Source organism: Sphingopyxis sp., from assembly GCF_965227415.1.
Taxonomy (GTDB): Bacteria; Pseudomonadota; Alphaproteobacteria; order Sphingomonadales; family Sphingomonadaceae; genus Sphingopyxis.
Genome location: NZ_OZ245749.1, coordinates 2795579 through 2820223 on the forward strand (window position 1 = coordinate 2795579; position 24645 = coordinate 2820223).

At 65.8% G+C, this 24645-nt stretch carries 26 protein-coding genes; 14 read left to right on the forward strand and 12 right to left on the reverse strand.

Features of this window, described 5'->3' with window-relative positions:
* The 3 genes from ACO055_RS13735 (at position 1) to ACO055_RS13745 (ending at position 3804) form a co-directional block, all read left to right on the forward strand.
* Complete coding sequence (locus tag ACO055_RS13735) at positions 1-1104, forward strand: NAD(P)/FAD-dependent oxidoreductase (protein ID WP_422059442.1); 1104 nt, start codon at positions 1-3, stop codon at positions 1102-1104.
* A 90-nt stretch (positions 1105-1194) separates the two neighbouring features.
* The gene (msrB, locus tag ACO055_RS13740) at positions 1195-1602 is read left to right on the forward strand and encodes a peptide-methionine (R)-S-oxide reductase MsrB (protein WP_422059443.1); all 408 of its coding nucleotides are present in this window, start codon (positions 1195-1197) and stop codon (positions 1600-1602) included.
* A gap of 27 nt (positions 1603-1629) precedes the next feature.
* Complete coding sequence (locus ACO055_RS13745) at positions 1630-3804, forward strand: transglycosylase domain-containing protein (protein ID WP_422059444.1); 2175 nt, start codon at positions 1630-1632, stop codon at positions 3802-3804.
* On the opposite strand, the gene ACO055_RS13750 is transcribed toward ACO055_RS13745, so the two are convergent.
* From ACO055_RS13750 to ACO055_RS13760, 3 genes are read right to left on the reverse strand one after another with little or no spacing between them, the layout of a single operon-like run.
* Positions 3801-4529: a M48 family metallopeptidase gene (locus tag ACO055_RS13750; protein ID WP_422059445.1), complete on the reverse strand. Its 729-nt coding sequence runs from the start codon at positions 4527-4529 to the stop codon at positions 3801-3803. The two genes, ACO055_RS13745 and ACO055_RS13750, sit on opposite strands and share 4 nt — an antisense overlap.
* Positions 4510-4950 (reverse strand): YcgN family cysteine cluster protein, encoded by a 441-nt coding sequence (locus ACO055_RS13755; protein ID WP_422059446.1) that lies wholly within the window; start codon positions 4948-4950, stop codon positions 4510-4512. Before ACO055_RS13755 ends, ACO055_RS13750 begins: the two co-directional genes overlap by 20 nt.
* Positions 4950-5594 (reverse strand): SCO family protein, encoded by a 645-nt coding sequence (locus ACO055_RS13760; protein ID WP_422059447.1) that lies wholly within the window; start codon positions 5592-5594, stop codon positions 4950-4952. Before ACO055_RS13760 ends, ACO055_RS13755 begins: the two co-directional genes overlap by 1 nt.
* Before the next feature lie 90 nt (positions 5595-5684).
* On the opposite strand from ACO055_RS13760, the gene ACO055_RS13765 reads away from it, so the two are divergent.
* Genes ACO055_RS13765 through ACO055_RS13780 form a run of 4 tightly spaced genes read left to right on the forward strand, consistent with a single transcriptional unit; the run spans position 5685 to position 8736 of the window.
* Entirely contained in the window at positions 5685-6305 is a 621-nt protein-coding gene (locus ACO055_RS13765) for an ankyrin repeat domain-containing protein (protein WP_422059448.1), read from the forward strand.
* Between the two features lie 55 nt (positions 6306-6360).
* Positions 6361-7638 carry a 3,4-dihydroxy-2-butanone-4-phosphate synthase gene (gene ribB / locus ACO055_RS13770; protein ID WP_422059449.1) on the forward strand — a complete coding sequence of 426 codons (1278 nt, stop codon included), beginning with the start codon at positions 6361-6363 and terminating at the stop codon, positions 7636-7638.
* Positions 7638-8063: a 6,7-dimethyl-8-ribityllumazine synthase gene (gene ribH / locus ACO055_RS13775; RefSeq protein ID WP_422059450.1), complete on the forward strand. Its 426-nt coding sequence runs from the start codon at positions 7638-7640 to the stop codon at positions 8061-8063. The genes ribB and ribH overlap by 1 nt, the downstream gene beginning before the upstream one ends.
* Complete coding sequence (locus ACO055_RS13780) at positions 8056-8736, forward strand: hypothetical protein (RefSeq protein WP_422059451.1); 681 nt, start codon at positions 8056-8058, stop codon at positions 8734-8736. Before ribH ends, ACO055_RS13780 begins: the two co-directional genes overlap by 8 nt.
* Before the next feature lie 47 nt (positions 8737-8783).
* On the opposite strand, the gene ACO055_RS13785 is transcribed toward ACO055_RS13780, so the two are convergent.
* Positions 8784-9869, reverse strand: coding sequence for an alkene reductase (locus tag ACO055_RS13785; protein WP_422059452.1), 1086 nt, complete (start codon positions 9867-9869; stop codon positions 8784-8786).
* A 113-nt stretch (positions 9870-9982) separates the two neighbouring features.
* Between ACO055_RS13785 and ACO055_RS13790 the strand changes: the two genes are divergently transcribed.
* The 6 genes from ACO055_RS13790 (at position 9983) to ACO055_RS13815 (ending at position 14946) form a co-directional block, all read left to right on the forward strand.
* Positions 9983-10894: a DMT family transporter gene (locus tag ACO055_RS13790; protein ID WP_422059453.1), complete on the forward strand. Its 912-nt coding sequence runs from the start codon at positions 9983-9985 to the stop codon at positions 10892-10894.
* A gap of 5 nt (positions 10895-10899) precedes the next feature.
* Entirely contained in the window at positions 10900-11565 is a 666-nt protein-coding gene (locus tag ACO055_RS13795) for a COQ9 family protein (protein ID WP_422059454.1), read from the forward strand.
* 54 nt (positions 11566-11619) lie between these two features.
* The gene (locus tag ACO055_RS13800; protein ID WP_422059455.1) at positions 11620-11880 is read left to right on the forward strand and encodes a FeoA family protein; all 261 of its coding nucleotides are present in this window, start codon (positions 11620-11622) and stop codon (positions 11878-11880) included.
* Positions 11877-13742 carry a ferrous iron transporter B gene (feoB, locus tag ACO055_RS13805; protein ID WP_422059456.1) on the forward strand — a complete coding sequence of 622 codons (1866 nt, stop codon included), beginning with the start codon at positions 11877-11879 and terminating at the stop codon, positions 13740-13742. The genes ACO055_RS13800 and feoB overlap by 4 nt, the downstream gene beginning before the upstream one ends.
* A gap of 32 nt (positions 13743-13774) precedes the next feature.
* Positions 13775-14338, forward strand: coding sequence for a single-stranded DNA-binding protein (ssb, locus tag ACO055_RS13810; protein ID WP_422059457.1), 564 nt, complete (start codon positions 13775-13777; stop codon positions 14336-14338).
* A gap of 125 nt (positions 14339-14463) precedes the next feature.
* Positions 14464-14946: an MmcB family DNA repair protein gene (locus ACO055_RS13815; RefSeq protein WP_422059458.1), complete on the forward strand. Its 483-nt coding sequence runs from the start codon at positions 14464-14466 to the stop codon at positions 14944-14946.
* Between the two features lie 39 nt (positions 14947-14985).
* Here ACO055_RS13815 and ACO055_RS13820 read toward each other — a convergent pair whose 3' ends face one another.
* From ACO055_RS13820 to ACO055_RS13840, 5 genes are all read right to left on the reverse strand, one after another.
* Positions 14986-15600 (reverse strand): riboflavin synthase, encoded by a 615-nt coding sequence (locus ACO055_RS13820; protein ID WP_422059459.1) that lies wholly within the window; start codon positions 15598-15600, stop codon positions 14986-14988.
* Between the two features lie 10 nt (positions 15601-15610).
* On the reverse strand, positions 15611-16552 hold the full coding sequence (ribD, locus tag ACO055_RS13825) for a bifunctional diaminohydroxyphosphoribosylaminopyrimidine deaminase/5-amino-6-(5-phosphoribosylamino)uracil reductase RibD (RefSeq protein WP_422062471.1): 942 nt from the start codon (positions 16550-16552) through the stop codon (positions 15611-15613).
* A gap of 29 nt (positions 16553-16581) precedes the next feature.
* Positions 16582-17049: a hypothetical protein gene (locus ACO055_RS13830; protein ID WP_422059460.1), complete on the reverse strand. Its 468-nt coding sequence runs from the start codon at positions 17047-17049 to the stop codon at positions 16582-16584.
* Between the two features lie 245 nt (positions 17050-17294).
* Positions 17295-17756, reverse strand: a complete 462-nt coding sequence (locus ACO055_RS13835; protein ID WP_422059461.1) for an acyl-CoA thioesterase — start codon at positions 17754-17756, stop codon at positions 17295-17297.
* A gap of 7 nt (positions 17757-17763) precedes the next feature.
* On the reverse strand, positions 17764-19590 hold the full coding sequence (locus tag ACO055_RS13840; protein WP_422059462.1) for an aminopeptidase P family protein: 1827 nt from the start codon (positions 19588-19590) through the stop codon (positions 17764-17766).
* A gap of 69 nt (positions 19591-19659) precedes the next feature.
* On the opposite strand from ACO055_RS13840, the gene ACO055_RS13845 reads away from it, so the two are divergent.
* Positions 19660-21822 carry a S9 family peptidase gene (locus tag ACO055_RS13845; protein ID WP_422059463.1) on the forward strand — a complete coding sequence of 721 codons (2163 nt, stop codon included), beginning with the start codon at positions 19660-19662 and terminating at the stop codon, positions 21820-21822.
* Between the two features lie 39 nt (positions 21823-21861).
* Here the strand turns inward: ACO055_RS13845 and ACO055_RS13850 are convergent, their stop codons facing one another.
* From ACO055_RS13850 to rpoN, 3 genes are all read right to left on the reverse strand, one after another.
* Positions 21862-22473 (reverse strand): HAD family hydrolase, encoded by a 612-nt coding sequence (locus ACO055_RS13850; protein WP_422059464.1) that lies wholly within the window; start codon positions 22471-22473, stop codon positions 21862-21864.
* A gap of 97 nt (positions 22474-22570) precedes the next feature.
* Positions 22571-22696 (reverse strand): type B 50S ribosomal protein L36, encoded by a 126-nt coding sequence (ykgO, locus tag ACO055_RS13855; RefSeq protein WP_003046794.1) that lies wholly within the window; start codon positions 22694-22696, stop codon positions 22571-22573.
* Between the two features lie 387 nt (positions 22697-23083).
* Positions 23084-24544, reverse strand: coding sequence for an RNA polymerase factor sigma-54 (gene rpoN / locus ACO055_RS13860; protein WP_422059465.1), 1461 nt, complete (start codon positions 24542-24544; stop codon positions 23084-23086).
* Positions 24545-24645: the final 101 nt, after the last annotated feature.

The window sequence follows — 24645 nt, forward strand, 5'->3', positions numbered from 1 at the left end:
GTGACAGCGAGTGATGCGATCGTCGTCGGCGCCGGGCCCGCAGGGGCCGCGGCGGCGATCGGGTTGGCGCGCGCCGGTGCGACCATATTGCTGCTCGAGCGCGCACGCGAAACCGGCGACGCATTGTGCGGCGGATTCCTGAGCTGGCAGACACTGGCGCGGCTGGAAGCGCTCGGCATCGACCGCGGCGCGCTCGGCGGGCAGGCCGTGCGCCGCGTGCGGCTGTTTGCGGGCAAGCGGCACAGCGAGACGGCGCTGCCCGGCGAAGCGATGGGCGTGTCGCGTCACCGGCTCGACAGCGTGCTGCAAGCCGCTGCGGTCGCGGCCGGTGCGAAGCTGGAGCGCGCCGTCCATGCGACGGCTCTGGACGGCGGAGCCATACAGACCCGCGACGGCGCGACCCTGACGGCACCCGCGATCTTTCTGGCTGCCGGCAAGCACGGGTTTCGCGGGCAGCCGCGCGAACCGGCCGAATGGCAGCGGCAAGACCCCGTGATGGGGCTGCGGCTGCGTCTGCCCGCGCATCCCGCGCTCGACCGGCTCGTCGGCGATGCGGTCGAGCTGCACCTGCTCGACCGCGGTTACGCCGGACTCGTCCGGCAAGAAGACGGCAGCGCCAACCTCTGCCTGGCGGTACATAAATCGCGGCTCGACGAAGTCGGCGGCGATCCGGGCGCCTTGCTGCGCGCGCTTGGCGACAGGCTACCGCATCTTGGCGAGCGGCTTGCGCATGCCGACTGGAGCCGCGCCGTCGATGCGATCGGCCATGTCCCCTATGGCTGGCGCACCGCGGACACCAGGGCCGGCCTGTTCCGGCTCGGCGACCAGGCCGGCGTAATCCCGTCGCTGGCGGGCGAAGGCATGGGGCTGGCGGTCGCGAGCGCGGCGGCAGCGGTGGCGGCGTGGCGTCACGGCGGGACGGATGCGGCACCCGATTTTCAACGCGGCCTTGCCGCGCGCATGACGCGCCCGTTCGCGCTCGCGAACCTCGTCTGGCGCGCGGGCGAAAATCGCCGCACCGCAGCGCCCATGACAGTCTTGGCGTCACTTTTCCCGTCGCTGGTGCGAAGGATGTCGCAGGCGACGCGAATCGATACCCGCTGAGCGCGCGCCTCTTGCGGCAGCGCCGCCGAAAGCCGATATTGGAACCAACAGCGAAGGCGCCCGAAACGGCGCATCCGAAGGAGATTTCGCATGACCGATCCGAAAACCGATAAATCCCTCGATCCGATGGCGCATCATGTGCTGCGCGAAGGCGGCACCGAACGGGCGTTCACCGGCAAATATACCGACCACAAGGGCGACGGCGTCTATCGCTGCGCCGGTTGCGGCGAGCCCTTGTTCGACAGCCAGACCAAATATGACAGCGGCTCGGGCTGGCCAAGCTATACCGCGCCCGCCGTCGGCGCCGCGGTGAAGGAACTGACCGACAAAAGCCACGGCATGGTCCGCACCGAAGTGCGCTGCGCGAAATGCGAAGGCCATCTGGGCCATGTCTTTCCCGACGGTCCCGGGCCGACCGGGCTGCGGTACTGCATCAACAGCGCAGCGCTTGACTTCGCCGACCGCGGGCAGGAAGAGGCTGACACCGGCAAGGGGTAACCCACCCGCAGGAAGGAATACTCAGCTTTGCGCCGCGAACGACAGCAGCAGGCATCCGCAGGTAAATCGTCATCGGCAGGAAAAGGCGGCGGCTCGTCCGTTCCGCCGCCGCGCTCGCGCTTCCGCATCTGGCTCCGGCGGCTTTTCCGCTGGGGCCTTGGCCTCGCGTTCGTCGGCTTGGTCGCGGTCGCGGTGGCCGTCGGCATTGCGGTCCAGCGCATCCCGAGCTTCGAGGAACTCAAGAAGTCGCCCGCCGGCCAGACGATCCGCGTCCACGCCGCCGACGGCACCGTTTTCCTTTCGCTCGGCCCGAATTACGGTCGCTGGCTGACCTTGCGCGAAACGCCGCAGGTCATGCAGGACGCGATGGTCGCGGTCGAGGACCGGCGGTTTCGCTATCACCCCGGCGTCGACCCCGTCGGCCTCAGCCGCGCTGCGGTTTTCGCCGCCCAGCATTATGGCACCGGCCGCCGCATGCAGGGCGCCTCGACGATCACCCAGCAGCTCGCGCGCAACATCTTTCTGTCGAACAGCTACACCTGGACGCGCAAGGCACGCGAGATGGTGCTTGCGATGGCGCTCGAATGGAAATTCTCGAAGGACGAGCTGCTCGAACTCTATCTCAACAAGGTCTATTTCGGCGGCGGCAGCTATGGCATCGACGCCGCGTCGCGGCGTTTCTTCGGGCATAGCGCGACCGAAATGTCGCTATCCGAAGCCGCGGTGGTTGCGGGGCTGGTCAAGGCGCCGTCGCGTTATTCGCCGACGGCCGACGCGCAGGCCGCGCTGGGCCGCGCCGACGTCGTTCTCTCGGTGATGGTCGACGCAGGCGTGATCACTCAGTCGCAGGCCGACAGCGCCAAGCCCGCCGACGTCCAGATGGCGCAGGAAACCGGTCAGAACAGCGCGCGCTATTTCTCCGACTGGGCGCTGCCGCAACTCGACATGCTGATCGACGAAGGCGCCGAGGCGCTCGACGTCTATACGACGATCGACCTCGACATGCAGCGCGCGGCGACCGCGGCGATCCAGGCCGATACGCCGAAAGGCGTGCAGGGTGCGCTGGTATCGCTCGATCGCGACGGCGCGGTGCGCGCGATGGTCGGCGGCACCGATTATGTCACCTCGAACTACAACCGCGCGACGCAGGCGATGCGCCAGCCGGGCTCGGCGTGGAAGCTGTTCGTCTATATGGCGGCCCTTGAGGCGGGGTATAAGGTGGGCGACCAGGTCGTCGACGAGCCGGTGACGATCAACGGCTGGTCGCCGCGAAACTCGTCGGGGCGCTTTGCCGGGACGATGGATTTGCGCACGGCCTTTGCCTATTCGGTGAACACCGTCGCGGCGAAGCTGGGCGACGAGGTCGGTTTCTCTGCGGTCGCGAACATGGCGCGTCGTTTTGGCATTACCACCCCGATCAACACCCATCCCTCGATGGTGCTCGGCAGCGCCGAAGTGCGCGTGATCGACATGACCGCGGCCTTTGCCGCGGTGTCGCGCAAGGGCGTGTCGGTCGAACCTTATGGCATCACCAAGGTGACGACCGCCGATGGCCGCCTGCTCTATCAGCGACCGCCCGAGCGCGGCCAGACGCTTGTCGACAGCTGGGTCGCGGCAGGCATCACCGATCTGCTTCAGACCGCCGTCAACACCGGCACCGGCAAAGCAGCGCAGATCGGCCGCCCCGTTGCCGGCAAGACCGGCACGACGTCGAGCAACAAGGACGGATGGTTCCTCGGCTTTTCGAGCGGACTGACCACCGGCGTCTGGATGGGCCGCGACGATGCGAAGCCCGTCGGCGGGCTGCAGGGCGGCCGCGCGCCGGCGAAAGCCTTCGCCGACTATATGCGCGTCGCGGTCGCGCGGCGCCCCGTCGAGGCGTTCGATACCGAGGTCAAGCTTCCCGACTGGCAGCTCGAGGACGAAGGCGACGCCTATATGGGCGAACATGGCGAAGGCGGGCTGGTCGACGAGAATGGCATGCCGATCGAACTGCCCTCGGCCGCGCCCCCGCCCGAAGGCGATAACCTGCTGCCGCCCGAAGAGGTTGGTCCGGAGCTCAACCAGCAATGGATCGAGGAACAGACGGGGCGTCGGCCCGCCGACAACGGTGCGGCAAGAAACGCGCCGGCGCCGGTGCAGAAGGCGATACCACTTGTGAAAGGCCTGCCGCCGCGCCCACCCAGCGGCGAAGGCAATTAGGTAAAGCGGTAACGGTGAAGCCCGCGCCCTTCGCGGCGCAGCCAGGCGCGCGCCGTCGATACATCGCCGTCATGCAATTCGTCGACGAGCGCGTGGAACGCGGCGCCATGGTCCATGTGCCGCAAATGCGCGACCTCATGCGCGACGGTTGCGCGGCGAACATGGTCGGGCGCCATCACGAGCCGCCAGCTATAGCGGAGGTCGCCGTCATGCGTGCAGCTGCCCCAACGGCTGCGCGGATCGCCGACGCCGATCCGGCCGATGCCGAGCCCGGCTTGCGCCGCGACCTCGCGGCTTTCGCGGGCCATCAGGTCGAGCGCTTCGGCCTTCAGCCAGCGTTCGATGCGGCGGCCGACCGTCTCCTCCGGACCGCCAACGCATAGCGCGTCGCCCGTCAGCCGAACCGCGCGAGGCGCGGCGGCGGACCAGTCGACCCGTCGCTCGATGCCAAAGACCGGTAAGCGGGCGCCAGGCCCGACGCTTACCGGTGCGGTCGCCTTGCCGACCTGTTCGTTCAGCCAATCCTGTTGTTCGCTCGCCCATTTGAGCGCGCGGGCAGCGCTCGCGCGGCGCGGCAGCGTCAGCCGAAGCTCGCCGCGCGCGCCATCGAAGATCAGCTTGTAGCGGCGCGATTGGGCATGGTGGACAAGCCGGATCGGCCACGGCGTTTCGCCCACCCATATCTGGGGCCGGTCGTCGCGAAGGTCAGACGACGCGTTCGACAAGATGATTCTCCAGCGGCCCGGCCATATTCTCGGCCACCGTCCAGCCGACGATCGACTGGCCCGCGCGATGCACCGCGTCGCGATCGCCGCAAACCAGATAATGCCATGCGGGCAACGGATCGCCCTCGGCGCGCAGGCGATAGGCGCAGGTCTGCGGCAACCATTCGATGTCGGCGACCTTTGCCTTGGTCAGCGTCAGGCAGTCGGGGACATGGCGTCGGCGATGCTTGTAATCGCCGCAGCGCGCGGTGGCGAGATCGAGCAGGCGACACGCGACATTGGTCGGACAGATACGCCCCGTGTCCTCGTCCTCCAGCTTGTGCAGGCAGCATTTGCCGCAGCCGTCGCACAGAGCCTCCCATTGCCCGGCGTCGAGGCTGGCAAGCGGCGCTTCCCAAAAGGGTTGCGCCTCGCGGGTCATCACTTGACCCACTTCGCCAGCTCGGCCGCGACCTTGTCGGGCGCGCCTTCATCGGGATCGGTCGACGGATCGTCGAGCGGCAGCAGTGCAAGCGGCTTGCCCTGCGGGTCCATCAGGAAAGCGAGCTGGCTGTGCGCCATCAGATAGCGGTCGGGCGCCGAACCCGGCACCTTGTTATAGGTGACGACATAGGCTTTCGCGACCGCGGCGATCTGCTCGGGTGTCCCGGTCAGGCCGACAAGCCGTGGGTGATAGCGGCTGACGAAAGGCTTGAGCGCCGCGGGCGTGTCGCGTTCGGGGTCGACGGTGATGAACATCGGCGCGACCTTCGCACCGCGCGCCGCGTCGGCCTTTTCGAACTGCGACAGGCCGCGCATCAGCTTCTGCAGATCGACCGGGCAGATGTCGGGGCAAAAGCTGTAGCCGAAATAGACGAGGCGATATCGGCCGGCAAAATCGGTATCGCGAACGGTCTTGCCGTCCTGATCGGTCAGCGTGAAAGGCCCGCCAATCCGCGCGCCGGCGAGCGGCGGGTCGGCGGCGGGCGCGCTCGCCGGGGCATTGCAGCCCGCAAGCGCCGCACCCAAAATCAGCAGCAGGCTTGAACGGGCGATCTTTTGCCCCATAATATCGATATTCATCATGCGGCCAGCCTTGATCGGCTAGGGCATGAAAATCAACCTTTGTCGTCGCCCAGGCGGCGCTCAGCCAGATATATCAGGGGTCTCCCGATCATGTTTCGACGCGCGGAATTCCGCCTTGCTTCCCTTGCCCTGCTCGCCGTCGCGACGATCGGCATTTTTGCCGCGAGCCCTGCGCTCGCCCAGTTCCGCGGGGGCTTCGCGTTTCTGCAAGCGGTCGACAAGCGCGACGGCACCAAGGCGACCGATGCGCTCAAGGGCGATCCGACGCTGATCAATACGCGCAATCCGGACAATGGCGAAACCGCGCTGATCATTTCGACCAGGAAGCGCGACATAGTCTGGGTGCGCTTCCTGCTCGGCAAGGATGCCGACCCGTCGATCGGCGACCGGCAAGGCGTCACGCCGCTGATGCACGCGGCGCTGATCAATTTCCCCGAAGGCGCGGAGGCGCTGCTCGGCGACAAGGCTCCGGTCGACCAGACGAACCGGCGCGGCGAAACCGCGCTGATCCTGGCGGTGCAGACCAAGAATGCGGCGATGATCCGCCTGCTCGTCCGCAACGGCGCGAATCCCGACAAGGCCGACCATATCGCGGGCATGTCGGCGCGCGACTATGCGAAGCGCGACGACCGCAGCGGAACGATCGTCGCGATGCTCGATGCCAAGGCCGATACGGTGCGCGATACGGGGACTGTTTTCGGTCCCAAATAGGCGCCAATGTGATATTTCAATTGACAATCACACTCTGATGTGAAAATGCGCGTGCATGTCTACGCAACTCATCGACCGTATCCGCGCCATCGTCGAAGACGGGACCATGTCCCGTTCGGGGCTGGCGCGCGCCGCAGGTCTTCACGCCAACAGCCTCCGCGACCTGGATTCGGGCGGCTGGAACCCCACTGCCGACACGCTGCGCAAGCTGGAAAACTGGCTCGCGCATGGCAGCGACCTCTCGCCGATGGCAACGCCCGAAGAGATCATTGCCGAAGCGCGCAACGGCCGCATGTTCATCCTCGTCGATGACGAGGATCGCGAGAATGAGGGCGATCTGGTCATCCCCGCGCAGATGGCGACCCCCGATGCGGTCAATTTCATGGCAACGCACGGCCGCGGGCTGATCTGCCTGACGCTGACCAAGGCGCGCGTCGATCTGCTCGGGCTCGAACTGATGAGCCGCCAGAACGGCACTCGCCACGAAACGGCGTTCACGACGTCGATCGAGGCGCGCGAAGGCGTCACGACCGGCATTTCGGCCGCCGACCGTGCGCGCACCGTGTCGGTGGCGATCGACGGCGGCAAGGGCCGCGACGATATCGTGACCCCGGGCCATGTCTTTCCGCTGATCGCGCGCGACGGCGGCGTGCTTGTGCGCGCCGGACATACCGAGGCCTCGGTCGACATCGCGCGACTGGCGGGGCTCAACCCATCGGGCGTCATCTGCGAGATCATGAACGACGACGGGTCGATGGCGCGGCTCGACGACCTGATCCCCTTCGCGCGGCGCCACGGGCTGAAGATCGGCACGATTGCCGACCTTATCGCCTATCGCCATCGCAACGACCGGCTGGTCGAATGCGTGTCCGACGATCCGTTCGAATCCGATTATGGTGGCGACTGGCGGCTCAAATCCTATCGCAACAAGATCGACGGAAGCGTCAATCTGGTGCTGCAGAAGGGCGCGGTCGATCCCGGGGGCGTCACGCTGGTCCGCATGCACGCCGTATCGATCTTCGACGACATCATGGGTCGCCCCGGCCCAAAGAAGCGCCGCCTGCAACGTTCGATGGACGCGATCGGCGAAGCCGGTGCCGGTGTCATCGTGATGCTGATGCGCCCGCTGCCCGGATCAGCCGAAGCCGATACGGCGCCGCCGCCCGAAGGCGGCATGGACCTGCGCACCTATGGCATCGGTGCCCAGATCCTTGCCGACCTGGGCGTTCACGCGATGGAATTGCTGACGCCCTCGCACAATAATCTCGTCGGCCTCGAAGGCTATGGCCTGTCGGTCGTCGGCGAACGTTCCATCCCCGGGGAGGCCGCATAATGGCGCACGTCCTTATCGTCGAAGCCCGCTTCTATTCGCATCTCAACGACATGCTGCTCGACGGCGTGCGCAGCGCGCTCGACTCCGCCGGGCATAGCCACGACACGGTGACCGTCCCCGGCGCGCTGGAAGTTCCCGCAGCGATTTCGCTCGCCGCCGACAGCGGCCGCTATGACGCCTATGTCGCGCTGGGCGTGGTCATCCGCGGCGAAACCTATCATTTCGAGGTCGTCTCGAACGAAAGCGCGCGCGGCATCATGGCGCTGACGCTCGACGGTCTTGCGATCGGCAACGGCATCCTGACGGTCGAGAATGAAGAGCAAGCGCTTGCGCGCGCCGACAAGACGCGCAAGGATAAGGGCGGCGAGGCCGCGAAGGCCGCGATCGCCATGTTGGCTCTGAAGGAACAATTCGGCATTGGTTGATCGCCCGCCTCCCAGCCGCTTTTCCGTCGTCGAGCGCGGCGGTCGGTTGGTGGTGATCGACAAGGAAACCGGGCAGGTCCCGCTGAGCGCTGCCGAGCGCATGGAAATTCACGACCGCAATCTGGGTGTCGAGCCGATTCGGCCTGCCAAGACGAGCGCCGCGCCCGATCTGTCGGCCGCTGCCCGCGCCGAATCGGGGTTGAGCGCCCGGCCCGCACCGGAACGGCAAGCCGCTCCGACCGCAGCTCCAGCACCCGCGCCAGCGGCCGGCGACGGCAAGGTTCGCATCGCCGCTGCCATCGCCGAGCGCAACAAACGGCCGTGGACTCAGCCGCCGACCGATCGTCCGGCGCTGAAATCGACATCGCAGCCGGCGCCGAGCGCAAGCCGGCCGGCGCCGCAGGCAGGCGGACAGCGCAAGACGATCGTCACAGGCAAATGGTGGGATTCGAAAGGGCCGCGCACGATCGAGCTCGGCCCAAAGGGCCAGCAGACGCTGAGCGGAGGGTTCGTGACGCTGTTCGTCGCCCTCGCGATCGCGGCGATCGTCACGCTGTTCATCGAACCGCTGCTGCTGTTCGCAGGCGCCTTCGTCCTGTTCCGCTTCGGCGGCACGGTCCTGGGGCCGATCGGCGCCGGGATCGTCGACAAGGCCCTCGCCGAACGGAATTAGCAAAAATCCTCCCCATCGCGGCGCGACAGGGAGGATTTGCGAAGCCGTTACGCTGGAACCAGCGCCGGATAGTCGGTGTATCCCTCGGGACCCGGCGAATACCAGGTCTGCGGATTGTCGGCCGCCCATTCGGCGCCGTCACGGATACGCTCGACGAGGTCGGGGTTGCCGATGAACGGCCGGCCGAACGCGATTGCGTCGGCAAGGCCGCTTGCCAGGGCCGCTTCGGCCTTCGCGACGTCAAAGTCGCTGTTGAGCATCAGCGGACCCTTGAACGCCGCCCGAATCGCGGGCGACTGTTTCGGCACGTCGGTCTTGCCGAAGGTGCCGTCGGGACCCGGCTCGCGCAGCTCGAGGAAGCCGATGCCCAGCGCATCGAGCGCCGCTGCGGCCGCCGGGAACAATGTCTCGGGCGCACTGTCGTCGACGCCTTGCGTCGCGCCGTTGGGCGACAGGCGCACCGACACGCGGCCCGCGCCCCAAACGCCGATCAGCGCTTCGGTGACTTCGCGAAGCAGGCGGATGCGATTTTCGACCGACCCGCCATAATCGTCATCGCGCAGGTTCGACCCGTCGCGCAAGAACTGGTCGATCAGATAGCCGTTGGCGCCGTGAAGCTGGACGCCGTCGAAGCCCGCGCGTTTGGCATTCTCCGCCGCGAGTACATAGTCGGCGATCACGCGCGGGATCTCGTTCAGTTCGAGCGGGCGCGCCACCTCCAGGTCCTTGCGGCCGACCGGCGTATGCGCGCGGCCCTCACCGACTGTCGCCGAAGCCGACACGGGGAGCTTGCCGTCGTTGAACACCGAATGGACGAGCCGTCCCATGTGCCAGAGCTGCGCGACGATGCGCCCGCCGGCCTGGTGGACGGCGTCGGTCACCGGCTTCCAGCCTTCGACCTGCGCATCGGTCCACAGGCCCGGCGCCGACGGCCAGCCAAGGCCTTCCTGCGAAATACCGGTTGCTTCGGAGATGATCAGCCCCGCCGATGCGCGCTGGCGATAATAGTCGAGCGCCAGCTCGTTCGGTACGAAGCCGGGACCGGCGCGGCCGCGCGTCAGCGGCGCCATGACAATGCGATTCGGCGCCTCGATGGCGCCCAGCTTGATCGGATCGAATAGTGATACGGCCATGTTTCCTCCACGACTCACTTTCCTGGCGACGACCCCAGCGGTCATCGCTATGGCCCGCGAAGCTATGGACGTCGCGGCGCCAACACAATGGTGCGTAGCAAAAGAAAATCTAAATGACGGTGAAGACGGAAAGGATCGACGAACGCGAGGCCGCCGGAACCGAACCCGGCCGCTGGGCTTTCGTCGCGCTGTTGGCCGGCAATATTTCCTTGTCGATCGGTGCGATGCTCGTTCGCCTCGCCGACACCGGCCCCACCGCATCGGCCTTTTGGCGGATGACGATCGCGCTGCCTTTCCTGCTCCTCTTTGCATGGCGTGAAAGCTGCAGAAAGCTGCCGCCGCGACCGGCGATCGCGATTGCGGCCGTCGCGGGGATATTCTTCGCGCTCGACCTTGCCGCCTGGCACCTCGGCATTCTGCAGACCAAGGTCGCGAACGCCACCTTGTTCGGCAATTGTGCCAGTCTGTTGCTCGTCCTCTGGACGATCTTCCTCACCCGCCGCTTGCCGCGCGGATGGCAGGCGCTGGCGATCCTGCTCGCCTTTGCCGGATCGGCGCTGTTGATGGGGCAAAGCTATGAACTTTCGCCCGACTATCTGGTCGGCGATCTGCTCAGCCTGCTCGCCGGCGTTCTCTACACCGGCTATGTCATCCTGATGCAGCGCGTGCGCGGGACGGTCGCGCCCTGGACCGCGCTGTCAATCGCGTCCGTCGTCTGCGTCCCGATCCTGCTCGGCACCGCGCTGGCGCTCGGCGAGCGGATCATGCCGGTCAACTGGACGCCGCTGATCCTGCTCGCGCTGACCAGCCAGATCGTCGGGCAGGGGCTGATGACGTGGTCGCTGCCGCGCTTCTCACCGCTTGTCCTCGGCCTCACTTTGCTCGTCCAGCCCGCGGTTGCCGCGCTCGCGGGATGGATCATGTTCGACGAACGGCTCGGCGCGATCGATATTTTCGGCGGGATGCTCGTCGGTGCCGCGTTGGTATTGATCCGGTTGCCGAGCCGCGGTGCAAAGCCTATCTGATGCCTATGGCTGTCACGCTCCCCGCCGATCCGACGCTCGACGAGATTCGCGCCGCCCTCGCGCCGCTGGTCGCAGAGAATGCCGCGTTCGATGGCTTCAGCCAGCAAGCGCTCGCCGACGCGGCGGCGCGGCTCGGCGTCGATGCCGACGTCGCCCGGCTCGCGTTTCCGGGTGGCGGCCGCGATATGGTCGACGCGTGGTTTGCGGTCATCGACACCGCGATGGCCGAACGCTGGCCTGCCGAAAAGCTCGCGACGCTCAAGATCCGCGACCGCATCACCACGCTCGTCGAAACGCGCATCGACCTGCTCGCGCCGCATCGCGAATCGCTGCGCCGCGCGCTCGCCTTGCTCGCGCTGCCAACCAACGCACCGCATGCTGCAAAGCTTGGCTGGCGCGCGGCCGATCTGATGTGGAGCCTTGCCGGCGACACGGCGACCGACTTCAACCATTACAGCAAGCGCACGATCCTCGGCGCCGTCTATGGCTCGACCATGGCGGTCTTCCTGAACGACGACAGCGAAGATTTTGCCGAAACGCGGGCATTTCTTGCCCGGCGGATCGACCAGGTCATGCGCTTCGAAAGCTGGAAGCACCGCCGCGCCGCGCGGGGTATAGAACGCCCCAGCCTGGCACGTTTTGTAGGGCGGTTGCGCTATCCCGGGCGCTGACCGGGCTCGATAAAGAACTGGCGCCACTCGATCGATATTGATAATCGCTCGCAAATGACAGCTTTGCTCGCGAACGTGTTGGACAAGGCGCCGCTTGGCGTGATGGTGCGGATCATCCGGATCGACTGGGATGCGATGTCCGACGACGAAGGCCGACGCCTGCGCGAGTTCGGCCTGATGGAAGGCTGCGATGTCACGCCGCTCCACCGCGGCAGCATCTTCTCGCGCGATCCGCTTGCGCTCACCATCGGGCGGATGCAGGTGATCATTCGCGCCAAGCAAGCCGCAGCGATCGAAATCGAGCCCGTCGCATGACGGCCGCGATTCCCTCGATCGCGCTCGTCGGCAATCCCAATGCAGGCAAGTCGAGCCTGTTCAACGCGCTCACCGGCGCGCGGCAAAAGATCGCCAATTATCCCGGCGTCACGGTCGAGCGAAAGGCAGGGCATGCCAGCTTTGCCGACGGACGGCCGCTATCGCTGATCGATCTTCCGGGCACCTATAGCCTGACGCCTGCGAGCCTTGACGAGGCCGTGACGCGCGACGTCGTGCTCGGCCGGCAAGAGGGCGAAAAGCGCCCCGATGCGTTGGTCGTTGTTGTTGATGCGGCGAATCTCGACAATCATCTGTGCTTCGCGCTTGAACTTCTGACGCTCGGCTTGCCGACGGTGGTCGCGCTCAACATGCTCGACCTCGCGACCCGCGACGGGCTGACGCTCGATCCCGAGCGCCTGTCGCGCGAGCTGGGTGTGCCGGTCGTCCCGACCGTCGCGGTCCGCAAGCGCGGCCTCACCGATTTGCTCGCCGCGGTCGACGGCGCGATCCAGTCGCACCAGCCGCGCGCTGCCATCGCCGCGCCGCAGAACGACGCCGCGCTCCACCAGCGCGCCCGCGCGATCGCGCGCGCCGCGACACTCGACGAAACGCCGGTCCGTCGCTGGACGCAGCGCGTCGACAATGTGGTGCTGCATCCGGTCGCCGGACTGTTGATCCTGCTCGCCCTGATGTTCGTGATGTTTCAGGCGGTCTATGCCGCCGCCGAAGCGCCCGCCGATATCCTCGAGGGCGGTATTGCGATCGTACAGGCATGGGTCGTCGACACGCTGCCCGACAACTTCCTGCGCGGATTGATCGTCGAAGGGCTGCTCGCGGGCGTCGGCGCGGTGATCGTCTTTCTGCCGCAGATCCTGATCCTCTTCCTCTTCATCCTGCTGCTCGAAGCATCGGGTTACATGGCGCGCGCGGCGTTCCTGATGGACGGGCTGATGGGCAAGGTCGGCCTGTCGGGGCGCGGCTTCATTCCGCTGTTGTCGAGTTTTGCCTGCGCGGTTCCCGGCATCATGGCGACGCGCGCGATCCCCGACGAAAAGGACCGGCTGACGACGATCCTGATCGCGCCGCTGATGACCTGTTCGGCGCGCATGCCCGTCTATACCCTGATCATCGGCGCCTTCATTCCGGCCCGCCAGGTTGGCAGCACGCCGATCGGTCTGCAGGGCCTCGTCCTGTTCGGCCTCTTCATCAGCGGGATCGTCGGCGCACTGCTCGTCGCGCTGATCCTCCGCCGCTCGGTCACCAAGGGCAATGCCGCGGGCTTCATGATGGAAATGCCGCGGTACCAATGGCCGCGCGTCGGCGACATCGCGATTGCGCTATGGCAACGCGCGTGGATCTTCCTGCGCCGCGCCGGCACGATCATCGCGATGACGACGGTGGTGCTGTGGCTGCTCCTGAGCTTCCCGAAAGTGCCCGAAGGCAGCAACGCGACCCAGGTCGAATATAGCGTCGCGGGACGCATCGCGAGCGGGCTCGAGGTCGTCGTCAAACCGATCGGCTTCAATCATGACATCGCGCTCGCGCTGATCCCCGCGATGGCCGCGCGCGAGGTTGCGGTCTCGGCGCTGGCGACCGCGAATGCGATCGATGCAGGGGGCGACGAGGCCGCGATGGCACAGTCGCTCAGCGAGAGGCTCCAGGGTCGCTGGAGCATCGCGACGGCGCTGGCTTTCCTCGCCTGGTTCGTCTTCGCGCCCCAATGTATTTCGACGATCGCGATCACCCGGCGCGAGACCAATGGCTGGAAATGGCCGCTGTTCATGGTTGGCTATTTGTTCCTGCTCGCCTATGCCGCTGCGGGAATCACATATTGGACAGCCGTCGCCTTTGGACTAGGCTGATCCTCCACATTTTCTAGCGGAGCGGAGCGGCAATGGCTGGCAGCGTCAACAAGGTAATTTTGATCGGCAATCTGGGCGCCGATCCCGAAATCAAGTCGTTCCAGAACGGCGGCAAGATCGCCAACATCCGCATCGCGACTTCCGAACAGTGGAAGGACCGCATGACCGGCGAGCGCAAGGAGCGCACCGAATGGCATAATGTCGTCATCAATGGCGACGGGCTGGTCGGCGTGGTCGAACGCTTCCTGAAAAAGGGCTCGAAGGTTTATATCGAAGGCAGCCTGCGCACCCGCAAATGGCAGGATCGCGACGGCAACGACAAATATACGACCGAGATCGTGATTGCCGGCATGGGCGGCACGCTGACTATGCTCGACGGCGCGCCCGGCGGCGGCGGCGGGTCACGCGGCGGCGATAGCTGGTCGCAGGGCGGCGGCGCATCCGGCGGCGGCGGCGGATCGAGCGGCGGCTGGGATCAGGGCGGCGGTTCGTCGGGCGGAAGCTCGGGCGGCGGCGGCTTTGGCGGCGGCAGCGCGGGTGGCGGCGGTGGCCGTCCGCCGTTCGACGACGATCTGGACGACGACGTCCCCTTCTGAGAAATTCCGCCGACGTCCGTTCGTGCTGAGCGTGTCGAAGCACCATCCTTGTTGCGACGACCCAAAGAAGGAACAGTCCTTCGACAGGCTCAGGACAAACGGCCCAGAGGGATGAGCCAAATCCGATGGCGAGCACCAATCTCGACCAAGCCATGACCGCCGCGGACGTCGCGCGCGGCGTGTGCCGGCTGTTCGCACAACAGGGCCTGGTCGCGATACCCGAGGTGACTTTGCCCAACGGCCGCCGCACCGATCTCACCGCGATCGACGCCAGGGGCCATATCACGATCGTCGAGATCAAGGTCAGCCGCGCCGACCTGCACGGCGACGGCAAATGGCCCGACTATTGCGACTGGTGCGACCGCTTTTACTGGGCGCTCGCGGCGGGTCTCGATCCTGCGATCCTCGACACGCCCGACTATCGTCCCGAAACATCGGGGCTGATCATCGCCGACCGTTATGGCGCGGCGGTGGTGCGTGAAGCCGCGAGCTGCAACCTCGCCCCGGCGCGGCGCAAGGCCGAGCTGCTGCGCATCGGACGCGTCGCGATGCGCCGGTCGATGGTGGCTGCTGATCCCGAGCTGGCGGGGCCGTGGAGCGAAGGCTGACGCCGCTCGCCTTTGCGTGAGATAATCCGGAAGCAGCGCCTAACCGCGCGCCTGCATCCGCGCCAGATAGCGCGCGAGGATGTCGATTTCCAGATTGACCGGACGCCCCACCGAGACTTCGTCGAGCGTCGTCATGTCCTGCGTGTGCGGGATGATGTTGAGCGTGAAATGCGCTTCGCCATCGGGCTGGTCGGTCACCTCGTTGACCGTCAGCGAAATGCCGTCGACGGTGATCGATCCCTTGGACGCGATTTGGGCGGCCAGATCGGCGGGCGCGGCGACGGTGACGCCGACGCTGTCGCCGACCGGGGTGACCGCGACGATACGGCCGATGCCGTCGACATGACCGGTGACGATATGGCCGCCCAGCTCGTCGCCGATCTTGAGCGCGCGTTCCAGGTTGAGCCGGCGGCCCACGTCCCACATCCCCGGCGCGGTGCGCGCCAGCGTTTCGCCGCTCGCGTCGATCGCGAACCAGTCGCCATCTGCATCGCGCCCCTTGTCGACGACCGTCAGGCACGCGCCCGAGCAGGCGATCGAAGCGCCCAGATCGATTCGGTCGGTGTCATAGACGGTGCCGATGATCAGCCGCGTGTCGCCGCGGTCCTCGCGGCTGCGGATGGTGCCGATGTCGGTGATGATGCCGGTGAACATAGGGCCCCTCTTATCCTTCTCTGGCGCGCTCGTAGACGTCGAGCCGGTCGCTGCCAAGCAGGCGGCTGTCGGCGAGCCGCCATCGATGCGCTTCGGCCAGATCGGTAAGGCCGATATCGCCAAGCGCGGGCTTGCCGCCGCCGATCAGGATCGGCGCGCGATAAAGCAGCAACCGATCGACGCGGTCGGCGGCGAGAAACGCCGACGCCGCGCCGGCACCGCCCTCGACGAGCACCGAATCGACGCCTTCGATCGCGTCCGGCGACGCGACGGCCGTCCATCCTTGCGGAGCAGCCCCGCGCGTCAGCAGCAGTTTTTTCGGGCTGCGATCGGTCAGCCCGGGCAGCCGGACGTCGAGCTTGGGCGCATCGGCATCGAACGTCCCGCGCCCGACGAGAATCGCCTGATGACGCGCGCGTTCGAGATGGCCGTGCGCGCGGGCGCGTTCGCCGGTGATCCAGCGGCTCGCCCCGTCGGCGCGCGCGATGCAGCCGTCGAGCGACGTCGCGAGCTTGAGCGTGACAAAGGGCCGCGCGCGCGTCTGGCGTGCCCACCACGGCGCCATCGCTCCGCGCGCTTCGGCGGCCAGAACGCCCGTCACGACCTCGATCCCCGCCGCTTTCAATCGCGCAATGCCCGCGCCGTCGGTGCGCGGGTCGGGATCCTGCGCCGCGACGACGACGCGCGCGACGCCCGCGGCGATCAGCGTATCGCTGCACGCGGGTCCGCGCGGGCTCGCATGCGCGCAGGGTTCCAGGGTGACATAGGCGGTGGCGCCGCGTGCTGCGTTGCTTGCCGCATCGAGTGCCATCGCCTCGGCATGCGGCCGCCCGCCGGTCTGGGTCCAGCCGCGCGCAATCACCTGGCCATCCTTGACCAGAAGGCACCCGACATTGGGGTTGGGCGCCGACGACGGGCGGGCGCGCTGCGACAGCGCGATGGCGACTGCCATCCAGTCGGCGTCGGCGCGCGCGCCCTGCATCAGGGTAGGGTTTTGGCCACAGGCCCGCGCGCTGCACGTTCGGCCAGAGTCGAGCGAGTTTTCCGCGGTTCGGGCTTTTTCATTGCATCGGCCGCGGCTTTCTCGCCCAGCGTCTCGCGCGTCAGCCTGTCGGCTTCGCTCGAATCATAGTCGATCCCCAGCCCTTTCGCGAGCCGCTGATATTCGGCCCGCGTTTCGGCGTTGCGCAGCGTCGTCGCCTTTGCGCGCGCAACCCAGTCGGCGCGGATCTCGGCTTCGCTGCGATCCTTGGTCCAGCTTTCGAAATAGAGGATCGACCGCTTGGGCTTTTCATAGGGGATGAGATAGGTCGAAAAACCCCAGAAAATGACGATCGGCGCGACGATCGCGACGCCCCAGCTGGCCCAGCGATGCGGGCGCGGCTCGCGGACATAGGCCCAGAAGTCGGACAGTCCGCCGCCGACGTCCATATTGTTGAACATTCCCATGGCCCCAATCTAGGCGATCCTGGCGCGTTTTGCGAGAGGGGGAGGATTGCATGACTTGAAGGATGATAACGTTATCGATTGCAAAAAATGCAATAGCGGATGCTTATTTCGCAGTTGCACCAATTTTGGTGCAGTGCAATATGAGCATGCCTTTTAGGCATCCTCTCCCAAAACTTTCACGGGCCACCTTCGGGTGGCCCTTTTTTTTCGACCTTTTTGGTTGAGAGGGTCGATTCGGTGATTCGTCAGTCCTGAATCGGGGTGCGCGATTCGAATCGTCGGACTTCGGCAATGAAGCTGCCGGGCAAGGGCGTCGGGCCTCCGCTGTCGCTGTCGATATGCGCATAGCTGATCTCGATATCGGTCAGCCGTTCATTATCCCTGAAAATGCAGCAATGGAGCGTGAAGCTCGCTTTCTCGAATCGGCTGATCCGCGCGGCAATTATGATCAGTTCATCGAGCCGCGCGGGCGCGTGATAGTCGATCTCGCAATGCGTTTCGCGAATGTCTGTACCATATTGGTGAAAATAGGGGCCGGGCTGTCCCTCGCCGATCGCGCGAAAATATTCGGTCACGCCAATGTCGGCGTAAACCAGATAATTGCCGTTGAAGACGATATTCTGTCCGTCGATCTCGTTGAAACGTACGCGGATGCGTTCCTGCACGCGGAAATCGGTCAGCGGCACGTCGCGGCGCGGATGGCTCATTCGAGCCTCAGGCCGCGAGCGCGGCGGGCGTGCGGTCGAGCGGTGCACAGGCCGCGTCGAGCCAGTCACGGTCTAGGCCCTCCATGCCGCTGCCCAGCTTGTCGCGTACCGCGGCGTGATAGGCATCGAGCCAGTCGGCCTCGGCAGCCGACAGCAGGGATGCGTCGACCAGATTCTGCGCGATGGGCGCAAAGGTGATCGTCTCGAAGCCGAGCATTTCCTCTTCGGCGCCCGCGATGCTTTGCGGTTCGACGACGACGAGATTTTCGATGCGGATGCCGAAATGGCCGGCCTTGTAATAGCCGGGCTCGTTCGAGAGGATCATGCCGGCGTGAAGCGGCTCTTCGGTCCCCGCCTGTCCGCCCGCGGGTTTGGCGATGCGCTGCGGTCCTTCGTGTACCGCGAGGTACGCGCCGACGCCGTGGCCGGTGCCATGCGCATAATCGACCCCGTCGGCCCACAGATACTGCCGCGCGAGAATGTCGAGCTGGCTGCCGCGCGTGCCCGTGGGGAAGCGCGCGGTCGCAAGCGCGATATGGCCCTTCAGCACCTGGGTGAAACGGCGACGCATTTCGGCGGTCGGCGTGCCGATGGCGATCGTGCGCGTGATGTCGGTCGTGCCGTCGTCATATTGCCCGCCCGAATCGACCAGATACAGCGTCCCGGTTTCGATCGCGCGGTTCGTCGTCTCGTCGACCTTGTAATGCGGCAGCGCGCCGTTCGGGCCGGCGGCCGAGATGGTGTCGAACGACAGATCCTTGAGCGCGCCATTCTCGTCGCGGAACGCGCGGAGCTTCGCCGCGGCGCCGAGTTCGTCGAGACCGCCCTGCGGCGCGACCTCCTCCATCCATTTCAGGAACCGCGCCACCGCAACGCCGTCGCGCACATGCGCGGCGCGCGTCCCATTGAGTTCGGTGTCGTTCTTGATCGCCTTGGGCAGCACCGCCGGATCGCGGTGACGCGCGATCTTCGCGCCCGCGGCTTCGAGTGCCGTGAAGATCGCGGCGACGGCGCGGTCGGGATCGACCGCGACCGCTTTGCCCGACAGGTCGGCGAGCGCCGCTTCGAACGCATCGCGATCATGGATCCGCACGCTGTTGCCCAGATGCGCGCGCACTGCGTCGGTGATCTTCTCGGGCGCGATGAACAGGTCGGCGGTCGCGTCGGCATGCAGCAATGCGAACGACAGCCCGACGGGCGTGTGGCTGACGTCGGTGCCGCGGATGTTGAAGGTCCAGGCTATCGAATCGAGCGCGGTCATGACGGTCGTGTCGAGGCCTTTCGCTTTCAGCCAGTCGGCGATCACCTCGCGCTTCTCGACGGCGCCTTGCCCCGCGAGCGCGGCATTGTGGACGGTCACGATCGCGTCGCTTGGCGCGGGCTGGTCGTCCCAGGCGGCGTCGATCGGGTTCGGCGTCACCGCGACGAGGCTCGCGTCTTTCGCCGTCAGCGCCTTTTCCAGGCTCCGCGCCCAGTCGATGCTGTGGAGCCACGGATCATAGCCGATCTTCTGCCCCGCGCTGGCATTCGCGCCCAGCCATTCGGCCACGCTCGACTGCGGCACGCCGACATAGTCGAACAGCGTCCCGTCGACCTGATCGCGCACCTGCACGGTATAGCGGCCGTCGATGAACACTGCGGCCTTGTGCGGCAGCACCGCCGCGGTTCCGGCCGATCCTCCGAAGCCCGTCAGCCACGCCATGCGCTGCGCATAGGCGCCGACATATTCGCTCATATGCTCGTCGCTGATCGGCACGACGAAACCGTCGAGGCCGCGCGCTGCAAGAACGGCGCGGACACGGGCGAGGCGTTCTGCATGGACGGGGGTGGACATGCGCTGTTCCTTGTTCCTACATCGCAGCCGATCCTGCCCATCGGGGGCGCCGCCGCGGGAGCTTGAGTGATGCGCGCTATTTGGATGTTTCTTGCCGCAATTACCACCCCGCTCGTCGCGACCCCAAGCGCTTTCGCCGAACAGAAAGAGACCGAATTGACCAACAGCCCCGCCCTGCCTGCCGCTCCGGTCGCCGACAAGCGGCCACACGAACTGACGCTGCACGGCGAAACGCTCTCCGATCCCTATTTCTGGCTGCGCGACCAGGGTTATCCGGTCGTCGATGACGCCGACATCCTCGACTATGTGAAGGCCGAGAACGCCTATTTCGACGCCGCGATGAAGCCGCACGCGAAGCTTGTCGAGACGCTGTTCCAGGAAATGAAGGGCCGGATCAAGGAAGCCGATTCGTCGGTGCCCCAGAAGGACGGCGACTGGATCTACTGGGTCGAATATGAGGAAGGCGCCGAATATAAGAAATGGTACCGCAAGCCCGCCGCGGGCGGCGATGCGGACCTGATCTTCGACGAAGTCGCGATGGCCGAGGGCAAGGAGTATTTCCGCCTCGCCGAGCTGTCGATCAGTCCGAACGGCAAGCTGATGGCCTATTCGTTCGACGACAATGGCTCCGAACGCTTCGAGGCGCGCATCCGCAACCTCGACACCGGCGAGTTGCTGCCCGACACCATCCCCGGCACCTTGTCGTCGCTGGTCTGGACCACGGGCAACGACGCGATCCTCTATGGCCTCGCGAATGAGAATTGGCGCACCGACAATGTCCGGCTGCACAAGCTGGGGACGCCGGTCGCGCAAGATAAGCTGCTCTACAAGGAAGCCGACATCGGCTTCGGTGTCGGGATCGGCAAGACCGCGGCCGACAATTATATCGTCATCGCGACGGGCGATAACGAGACGAGCGAAGTCTATCTGCTCCCTGCCGATAATCCCGAAGCGCCGATGCAGCTGGTGTCGGCGCGCCAGAAGGGCCGCGAATATAGCGTCGATGAGCGCGACGGGACGCTCTATATCCATACCAATGACGAGCATCCGAACTTCCGCGTCGCGACCGCGAGCGTGAAGGCGCCGGGGACATGGAAGACGCTGATTCCGGGGTCGGACCACAGCTATATCACCGGCCTGTCCGTGTTCCGCGACTATTTTGTCGTCGAAGCGCGCGAGGACGGGCTCGATCAGGTCGATGTGCGGACCTATGATGCGCCGCTGACCCCCGGCCGGATCAAATTTCCCGAAGCCACCTATGTGGCGGGCCTCGGCGACAACCCCGAATATCATCAGGACAAGCTGCGGCTCGACTATGAATCGATGGTCACGCCCGACACCGTCTATGATTATGATCTGGCGAGCGGGACGCTCGAGACGCTGAAGGTGCAGGAAATCCCTTCAGGTTATGACGCGACACAATATGTAACCGAACGGGTTAATCTGCCCTCGCGTGACGGCAAGACGCTGATCCCCGCCTCGCTCGTCTACAAGAAGGGCACGAAGCTCGACGGCAGCGCGCCGATGCACCTCTATGCCTATGGCAGCTATGGCTATCGCGTCCCGCCGGGTTTCTCGACGACACGGCTCAGCCTGGTCGATCGCGGGATGATCTATGCGATCGCGCATGTCCGCGGCGGCGACGACATGGGCCGCGCCTGGTATCTCGCGGGCAAGACGACCGAGCGCAAGAACACGTTCAACGACTTCATCGACGTCGCGAAGGGCCTGATCGCCAGCAAATACACCGCCGCGGGCCGGATTTCGGTCGAAGGCCGCTCGGCGGGCGGACAGGTGATGGGCGTGATCTATAACGAAGCGCCCGAGCTGTGGGGCGCGGTGCTCGCGGGCGTGCCCTTCGTCGACGTCATCAACACGATGGTCGACGAAACGCTGCCGCTGACGCCGGGCGAATGGCCCGAATGGGGCAATCCGATCACCGACAAGGCGGCGTTCGATTATATGCTGTCGTACAGCCCCTATGATCACGTCACCGCGAAAGCCTATCCGCCGATGCTGGTGTCGGCGGGCCTCAACGACCCGCGCGTGACCTATTGGGAACCGGCGAAGTGGGTCGCCAAGCTCCGCGCGACGCGCACCAACGATGCGACGCTGCTGCTGCGCACCAACATGGGCGCGGGCCATGCCGGCAAGTCGGGCCGCTGGGGCGCGCTGCACGAGGACGCCGAGGAATTTGCCTTCGTGCTGACGCAGCTGGGGGTGGAGAAATAGGCTCTCTCTGGATTTCCCGGACGTGCGGGTATTTTCACGTCACGCGGACAGAAATCCACGCCGCACCAACGCCGCTTCCAGCATAGCCGCATCGACGAACCGATGTCCGGCAATCCCCACCGATTCGGCGCCCGCGATATTTGCGGCGACATCGTCGACGAACAGCGCCCCCGCGGGGTCGATGCCGAATCGTTCGATCGCGAGGCGATAGATCGCGGGGTCGGGCTTGATCAGCTTTTCGGTCCCCGACACGACGATATCGCGGAAGCGGTCGAACACCGGCTGGGTCGGGCGGAAACCTTCCCAGAATTCATGCCCGAAGTTGGTGATCGCAAACAGCGGCACGCCGGCGGCGTCGAGCCGTTCGACGAGTTCGATGCTGCCCCGCACCGGGCCAGGAATCGTCTCGTTGAAGCGCGTTGCATAGGCGTCGATCAGCGCGGCATGCTGCGGAAATTCGGCCTGAAGTTCGGGGACCATCTCGGCGAGCGGGCGCCCTGCATCATGCTGGAAATGCCATTGCGGCGTCACGACGTTGGTAACGAACCATTCGAGTTCCTGCCGGTCGGCGATCAGCTTGGCGAACAGGTGGCGCAGGTCCCAGTCGAACAGGACGCGGCCGACATCGAAGATCACGCTCTGCCGAATCATGCGGCCTCCAGACACGCGAAAGCGCCGCCGGAAGCATCCGACGGCGTCACGCTGACTTGCACATGCGCGCGGGGCGAAAACCGCCCCGGCAGGGGCATCAGCCCTGGCGCGCCTTGAAGCGGCGGTTGGTCTTGTTGATCACATAGGTGCGGCCACGGCGGCGGATAACGCGGTTATCGCGGTGGCGGTCCTTCAGCGACTTCAGGCTGTTGCGAATCTTCATGATCTGTATCCGTAAATCTTGGCGTATTGACGCGAAGCGGCGCAACTATGGGGAAGCGGGTAAAAAGTCAACCGCTGCGGGGCCATATTTCGTCATGCCGGACTTGCTCCGGTATCCATCGCCGCGCTCGACCGCATGGACCCCAGATCAAATCCGGATACATCCCATCGGAGCACATACCTTCCATCGGCGCAAATATGTGTTCCCCCGCCAAGGCGAGGGTCCAGGCTCGACGCGAAGCGTCGAAGGGCGCGTTGCCGTGCGCGTCTTTCCTTGCCGCTGGAACCCCGCCTTCGCGCGGGAACAACCCTTCCTTGTCCCAGTGGGATAATTGCCGATCAAGCCCGCCCTGAGCGAAGTCGAAGGGGCCGGGGCGACGACGAAGAACTACCCCGCCAACGCCTTCTGCCGCCGCCGTTGCACCGACGATCCATATCCCATCGCCTCGCGGTATTTGACGACGGTGCGCCGCGCGATGTCATGGCCTTCGGCCGACAGCTTCTGCGCGATCGTCTCGTCGGACAGGATAGCCTTGGCGTCTTCGGCCTCGATCATCGCCTTGATCCGGCTCTTCACGGCCTCGGCCGACACCGCGCCGTCGCCCTCGGTCGCCGAAATGCCGCTCGAGAAGAAATATTTGAGCTCGAACAGCCCCCGCGCGCAGCTCAGATATTTGTTGCTCGTCACACGGCTGACGGTCGATTCGTGCATGCCGATCTCTTCGGCGACCTGGCGCAGTGTCAGCGGCCGCATATGCGCGACACCGTGCAGGAAAAAGCCTTCCTGTTGCTTGACGATCGCGCTCGCGACCTTGACGATCGTGCGCTGGCGCTGGTCGAGCGCCCGCACCAGCCAGTTCGCGCCTGCAAGCTGCTCCGACAGCCAGGCCTTGCTCTTCGCCGCCGCGCCCTGCGCCAGCTCGGTATAATAGCGGCGGTTGACGAGTAGGCGCGGCAAGGTGCCGCTGTTGATTTCGACCACCCAGCCTTTCGCCGTCTGGCGGATATAGAGGTCGGGGACGACCGTCTGTGCGCCGTCGCTGCCGAACTTCAGCCCCGGCTTGGGGTCATAGCTGCGCAGCTCGCGAATCATGTCGGCCAGATCTTCGTCGTCGACGCCGCAGATGCGCTTCAGTTGCGGGAAGGCGCCTTTGGCGACCAGATCGAGATGCGCGATCATGGTGGCCATCGCCGGATCATAACGGTCGGCCTCGCGCGCCTGGATCGCGATACATTCGGCCAGGTCGCGCGCACCGACGCCGGAGGGGTCGAACAGCTGAACGCCCGCGAGCACCTGCTCGATCAGCGCCAGCGCGACGCCGAGCTGCGCCGCGACTTCGCCAAGGTCGGCACGCAGATAACCGGTCTCGTCGATCAACGCGACAAGCTGTCCCGCGACGATCGCCTCGATCCCGCTGAAGCGCTCTCCGACCTGCGCGAGCAGATGGTCGTGGAGCGTGCCTTCATGTTCGGCGAAGCTGTCGAAATCGATGCCTTCGCTGTCGCCCGACAGTCCGACCGAATCGCTCGCGCTATCATGGTGAAAGCGTTCTTCGCCGAAATCGACGTCGAGGTCGTCGGCGGTGCCGGCGTCGGAGGATAGCGCATGGTCGGTGTCGGTTTCGCCCGATGCGGCGGCGATCGGGGCTTCGTCGCCGGGTTCGTCACCGCCGCTTCCGTCGCCGTCGCCCGGGGCGGCGTCGAGCAGCGGATTGCCCTCGAGCGCTTCGGCCAGATAGGCTTCGAGTTCGAGGTTCGACAGCGCAAGCAGCTTGATCGCCTGCTGCAACTGTGGCGTCATCACCAGCGATTGCGACTGGCGGAGATCGAGGCGCGGACCCAACGCCATCAGCGCTACGCCATCAAAAAGGCTGTGCGTCCCCGCAAAGGCGGGGACCCATCACCTGTCGGCTCAACATGGCACCCACCGGTGATGGACCCCCGCCTTTG

Excerpts from the sequence above, each read along its gene's own strand:
- ACO055_RS13830 (WP_422059460.1), bottom strand. The coding sequence starts at position 17,049 with ATGGGAATGTTCAACAATATGGACGTCGGCGGCGGACTGTCCGACTTC.
- ACO055_RS13815 (WP_422059458.1), top strand. The coding sequence starts at position 14,464 with ATGGCGAGCACCAATCTCGACCAAGCCATGACCGCCGCGGACGTCGCG.
- ACO055_RS13765 (WP_422059448.1), top strand. The coding sequence starts at position 5,685 with ATGTTTCGACGCGCGGAATTCCGCCTTGCTTCCCTTGCCCTGCTCGCC.
- ykgO (WP_003046794.1), bottom strand. The coding sequence starts at position 22,696 with ATGAAGATTCGCAACAGCCTGAAGTCGCTGAAGGACCGCCACCGCGAT.
- ACO055_RS13785 (WP_422059452.1), bottom strand. The coding sequence starts at position 9,869 with ATGGCCGTATCACTATTCGATCCGATCAAGCTGGGCGCCATCGAGGCG.
- ACO055_RS13840 (WP_422059462.1), bottom strand. The coding sequence starts at position 19,590 with ATGTCCACCCCCGTCCATGCAGAACGCCTCGCCCGTGTCCGCGCCGTT.
- ACO055_RS13835 (WP_422059461.1), bottom strand. The coding sequence starts at position 17,756 with ATGAGCCATCCGCGCCGCGACGTGCCGCTGACCGATTTCCGCGTGCAG.
- ACO055_RS13755 (WP_422059446.1), bottom strand. The coding sequence starts at position 4,950 with ATGACCCGCGAGGCGCAACCCTTTTGGGAAGCGCCGCTTGCCAGCCTC.
- ACO055_RS13790 (WP_422059453.1), top strand. The coding sequence starts at position 9,983 with ATGACGGTGAAGACGGAAAGGATCGACGAACGCGAGGCCGCCGGAACC.
- ACO055_RS13850 (WP_422059464.1), bottom strand. The coding sequence starts at position 22,473 with ATGATTCGGCAGAGCGTGATCTTCGATGTCGGCCGCGTCCTGTTCGAC.
- feoB (WP_422059456.1), top strand. The coding sequence starts at position 11,877 with ATGACGGCCGCGATTCCCTCGATCGCGCTCGTCGGCAATCCCAATGCA.
- ribD (WP_422062471.1), bottom strand. The coding sequence starts at position 16,552 with ATGGCAGTCGCCATCGCGCTGTCGCAGCGCGCCCGCCCGTCGTCGGCG.
- ACO055_RS13845 (WP_422059463.1), top strand. The coding sequence starts at position 19,660 with ATGCGCGCTATTTGGATGTTTCTTGCCGCAATTACCACCCCGCTCGTC.
- ACO055_RS13760 (WP_422059447.1), bottom strand. The coding sequence starts at position 5,594 with ATGATGAATATCGATATTATGGGGCAAAAGATCGCCCGTTCAAGCCTG.
- ACO055_RS13820 (WP_422059459.1), bottom strand. The coding sequence starts at position 15,600 with ATGTTCACCGGCATCATCACCGACATCGGCACCATCCGCAGCCGCGAG.
- ACO055_RS13795 (WP_422059454.1), top strand. The coding sequence starts at position 10,900 with ATGGCTGTCACGCTCCCCGCCGATCCGACGCTCGACGAGATTCGCGCC.
- rpoN (WP_422059465.1), bottom strand. The coding sequence starts at position 24,544 with ATGGCGTTGGGTCCGCGCCTCGATCTCCGCCAGTCGCAATCGCTGGTG.
- msrB (WP_422059443.1), top strand. The coding sequence starts at position 1,195 with ATGACCGATCCGAAAACCGATAAATCCCTCGATCCGATGGCGCATCAT.
- ribH (WP_422059450.1), top strand. The coding sequence starts at position 7,638 with ATGGCGCACGTCCTTATCGTCGAAGCCCGCTTCTATTCGCATCTCAAC.
- ACO055_RS13800 (WP_422059455.1), top strand. The coding sequence starts at position 11,620 with ATGACAGCTTTGCTCGCGAACGTGTTGGACAAGGCGCCGCTTGGCGTG.
- ssb (WP_422059457.1), top strand. The coding sequence starts at position 13,775 with ATGGCTGGCAGCGTCAACAAGGTAATTTTGATCGGCAATCTGGGCGCC.
- ribB (WP_422059449.1), top strand. The coding sequence starts at position 6,361 with ATGTCTACGCAACTCATCGACCGTATCCGCGCCATCGTCGAAGACGGG.